Origin of the sequence: Acinetobacter sp. V2, assembly GCF_001188385.1 — a bacterium.
Taxonomy (GTDB): domain Bacteria; phylum Pseudomonadota; class Gammaproteobacteria; order Pseudomonadales; family Moraxellaceae; genus Acinetobacter; species Acinetobacter oleivorans.
In genome coordinates, this window is sequence record NZ_JZFB01000001.1 from 1,705,444 (window position 1) to 1,709,417 (window position 3,974).

The following is a 3,974-nucleotide window of genomic DNA, read 5'->3' on the forward strand; positions in this document are numbered from 1 at the left end:
CACCGAGGAATCTTTAATAAGACTTTTGATGCAGCAATTAAAGCGAGTGATTTAGTACATCTTATTGTCAAACATTGCAAACGACCTGTGGTAGCCACTGGTGGTATTATGAATGGTGCACAAGCACGGCATATGTTGAGTTTAGGAGCTACAGCTGTTCAACTCGGAACTGCTTTTATTCAATGTCCATCTTCAAATGCATCTGCCGAGTACCGTAAAGCTTTATTTAATGAGTCTGTGACGCAAATTAGTGCCAGTCTTTCTGGACGTCCGGCCCGTGGATTGCTCAACCATTGGCACACACAAATTGATTTACCTAATCGCCCTCCTCAACCAGAATATCCATATACTTATGATTTGGCTAAGCAACTCAATGCAATTGCAAGCAAAAATAAAGACTATGGCTTCGGTGCTTTTTGGGCGGGTAGTAATGTCTCACAAATACGTGAATTAGCTGCTGCCGATTTAGTTAATCAGTTAGTAGTAGAAATGCTAGAAGATGAGTAAATTTAAAAAAGCCAGTAAACATTTACTGGCTTTTCCTTTAATGAGTTTCTAATAAGTTAACTTGCTCAACTTGCACATCACTCATCAAATTGCCTTCAGCTAATAGCTGATTAAAATAGTTTTCGACCACTAATGCTTGTTCAGCAGTACTTTCAACTTTATACATATTTTGGCGGAATTCGTTACTTGAGCGTAATCCTTTTGTGTACCAAGCAATATGTTTACGGGCAATACGGCATCCAGAATATTCACCATAAAATTGATAAAGTTCTGATAAATGCCCAAGTAGCACATGCTTTACCTCTTCAATATTAGGTGCGGCTAAGTGCTCTCCAGTTTTTAAATAATGAGCAATTTCACGGAAAATCCATGGTCGACCTTGGGCAGCGCGACCAATCATGATTGCATCAGCACCTGTATAATCGAGCACATATTTTGCCTTTTCAGGACTATCAATATCACCATTCGCAATAAGTGGAATATTGATTAACTCTTTGACATGTTTGATCAAATCATAACGTGCTGTATTTAAATACATGTCTTCACGGGTGCGACCATGTAAAGCCAATGCAGCAATTCCCGCTTCTTCTGCTCTTTTTGCGACTCTTAAAATATTTTCTTGACCATTTAAAAAGCCCAAACGGGTTTTTAATGTCACAGGAACATCAACAGCAGTAACCACTGCATCAAGAATTCGTGCCACTAAATCTTCATCTTGTAATAATGCTGAACCAGCAAGTTTATTACATACTTTCTTGGCAGGACATCCCATATTAATATCAACAATTTGTGCGCCATTTGCCACTTGATAACGTGCAGCTTCTGCTAATTGCTCAGGATCAGAACCTGCAATTTGAGCAGAAATTGGAGCGAGTTCGCCGTCAAAATTTGCACGGTAAAGGCTTTTTTTGCTCATCCGCAAAGTCTTATCGGCAGTCATCATTTCACTGACTGCATGGCCTGCGCCAAAATACTTGCAGAGCGTTCTAAATGGACGGTCAGTGACCCCGGCCATAGGAGCAACGATTAAATTATTTGACAGTTGATAGGGACCAATATACATATATATTCATACAATTGATGATCAACATAGTATACTTCATCCGCTTAATCGGCTCATCTTTTTATGCAGGTGCTTTCCTCGCCATGAACAAACCGTTGTCTTCCCGTTTTTTATTAAAATCATTCGGTATGGCTGCCGTGTGCATGAGTTTAGCTGCTTGTGGTGATAAAGCTTGGTGGTCAAATAATGATGAGCCTGAATTAGAAAGCCAACAGATTAAACGTCTAATCCCATCACGTGTACATGATCGTGAGTCATGGGCTAAAGATATTGACGACATTATGAAAGACTTGGATATTCCTAAAACCAAGAAAAATGTCTGTAGTATTGTGGCTGTAGTAGATCAAGAATCTAACTTTGTTGCCAACCCTCAAGTACCGGGTTTAGGCCAAAAAGCAGTTGAAGAAGTTAGCACACGTTTAAATGAAAAGTTTGAAGATAAGCTTGGCAAAACCATTGGTGGAACAATTGCCGGTTATTTTGAAGAAGTGCTAAGAACTCAGCCTTCTCCGGATAACAACTATATGAGTCAAATGCGTAAGGTTAAAACCGAGAAAGACCTCGATTTACTTTACCGAGAAATTTTCGATTTTATGGCTAAGCATTACCATGTGAGTGCATTAACAGGTGCGGCCAAATTAGTTGGGCAAGATATTGGCGAGAAAATGAACCCTATTACGACTCTGGGTTCTATGCAAGTTCATATTAACTATGCGAAAGCCAATAAACGCTCAAGCATGAATACTGCTGCACTTCGTGATGACTTATATACTGAATATGGCGGTTTATATTATGGTATTCATCGTTTAATGGTTTATCCAGCAGACTACGATAAAGCCATTTATCGATTTGCAGACTATAACTCAGGTATGTATTCTAGCCGTAATGCTGCTTTTCAAAGCATGTTAAATGACTTAACAGATACAGAAATCAGTCTTGATGGTGATTTGCTTCTTTACACAAAAGATGGGGATCCGCGTCCGACTCAAAGCCAGTCAGAAAAAGAACTGATTACTGTATTTGCAAAAAATAATGTATTGGTTACCCCACGACAAATTCGTGATGATCTTAAATTAGAAAAAGAGAAAAAGTTTGAAAGTACTCAAACTTATATTGCTCTGACGAAACTTTATAAAGCAAAGACAGGTAAAGAACCTATCTATGCAATGATGCCACAAGTGGTCATTTCTGGGCCAAAATTAAGTCGTGACTATAATACCAATTGGTATGCAACCCGCGTAAACGGACGATATGAATCATGTATGCAACGAGCGAAACGCATAAGACTATAAAAAGTCTCGCCCTGTTCGATTTTGATGGAACCTTGTGTAGTAAAGATAGTTTTACAGGGTTCATCTTTTATGCTTTGTCTAAGCGCCATATTGTTAAACAAGGTTTGAAAATCCTGCCATGGATTCAAGCCTACTATCTTAACTTTTATCCAGCCCATGCTATGCGTGCCAAGTTATTTCGTAGCATGTTCAAAAATACCCCTGCAATTGAACTGCAAAGATTAGGTGAAGAATATGCACAAGAGTTAGTCTCTTCGCTTTCACCTGAACTTTTCGCACAGTTACAACATCATCAGTTACGTGGTGATCGAGTGGTACTGGTTTCCGCTTCAATTGATGTTTATCTTGCTCCACTTTGCAAACTACTAAATATCGAATTAATTTGTACTGAAACTCAAATTAAAAACGGCATGATGACAGGTTATTACTCCACCCCAGATTGTAGTAGTGAACAAAAGAAATTAAGAATACATCAGCAATACACGCTCCAGCATTACCATCAAGTTTATGCGTATGGTAATAGCTCAGAAGACCTAGATATGCTTAGTCTCGCGACACACCCCTATATGGTGGGTGAAGACCGTGTGCTACCTAGTTTAACACCAGAAAAAAAGCTCGCATAAAGCGAGCTTTTTTATTTAGATATAACTTAATAAATTGCCATATGATCACGATGAATCATTTCAAGTGAACGAGCTTCACCTAACACTTGATAAACCTTATCTGAGGCTAAGCCTTTAATAATTTCAGCAGATCGTGAACTGAAATTCACTCGACCTACTGCAATACGTTTACCTTGTTTGTCTACACATTCAACCACATCGCCACGATCAAAATGTCCTTCAACAGTTTTAACTCCAACAGGGAGCAAACTGCGATGTTTTAATTTAATCGCTTCAACAGCACCATCATCAATTACAAGACGGCCTGCCGTTTGTAAATGAGCAGCGAGCCATTGTTGATGAGCAGTCATACGGTCTTTATCTGTAGTAAACAACGTACCTAGCATTTCACCCGCCATCGCACGTGACAAGACATTATCACTTTCACCACTCGCAATGAGGGTTGGACAACCCGACTTAGCAGCTAAACGTGCGGCACGAACCTTAGTC

5 protein-coding genes are annotated in these 3,974 nt (G+C 39.4%); 3 read left to right on the top strand and 2 right to left on the bottom strand.

Annotation, left to right across the window (positions count from 1 at the left end; genetic code table 11):
- A partial coding sequence (locus tag UC75_RS20685; RefSeq protein ID WP_228137165.1) for an NAD(P)H-dependent flavin oxidoreductase occupies positions 1 to 507 on the top strand: 507 nt, incomplete at its 5' end.
- A gap of 37 nt (positions 508 to 544) precedes the next feature.
- On the opposite strand, the gene dusB is transcribed toward UC75_RS20685, so the two are convergent.
- Positions 545 to 1,570: a tRNA dihydrouridine synthase DusB gene (gene dusB, locus UC75_RS07810; RefSeq protein WP_049837228.1), complete on the bottom strand. Its 1,026-nt coding sequence runs from the start codon at positions 1,568 to 1,570 to the stop codon at positions 545 to 547.
- Positions 1,571 to 1,653: 83 nt separating this feature from the next.
- Here dusB and UC75_RS07815 point away from each other — a divergent pair, with 83 nt between their 5' ends.
- Together UC75_RS07815 and UC75_RS07820 are read left to right on the top strand one after the other, a co-directional pair.
- Positions 1,654 to 2,862 (top strand): DUF1615 domain-containing protein, encoded by a 1,209-nt coding sequence (locus UC75_RS07815; RefSeq protein ID WP_049837361.1) that lies wholly within the window; start codon positions 1,654 to 1,656, stop codon positions 2,860 to 2,862.
- On the top strand, positions 2,829 to 3,485 hold the full coding sequence (locus tag UC75_RS07820; RefSeq protein ID WP_013197107.1) for an HAD-IB family hydrolase: 657 nt from the start codon (positions 2,829 to 2,831) through the stop codon (positions 3,483 to 3,485). Before UC75_RS07815 ends, UC75_RS07820 begins: the two co-directional genes overlap by 34 nt.
- A 26-nt stretch (positions 3,486 to 3,511) precedes the next feature.
- Here the strand turns inward: UC75_RS07820 and UC75_RS20690 are convergent.
- The coding region (locus tag UC75_RS20690) for a PUA domain-containing protein (protein WP_322842887.1) at positions 3,512 to 3,974 on the bottom strand (463 nt) is incomplete at its 5' end.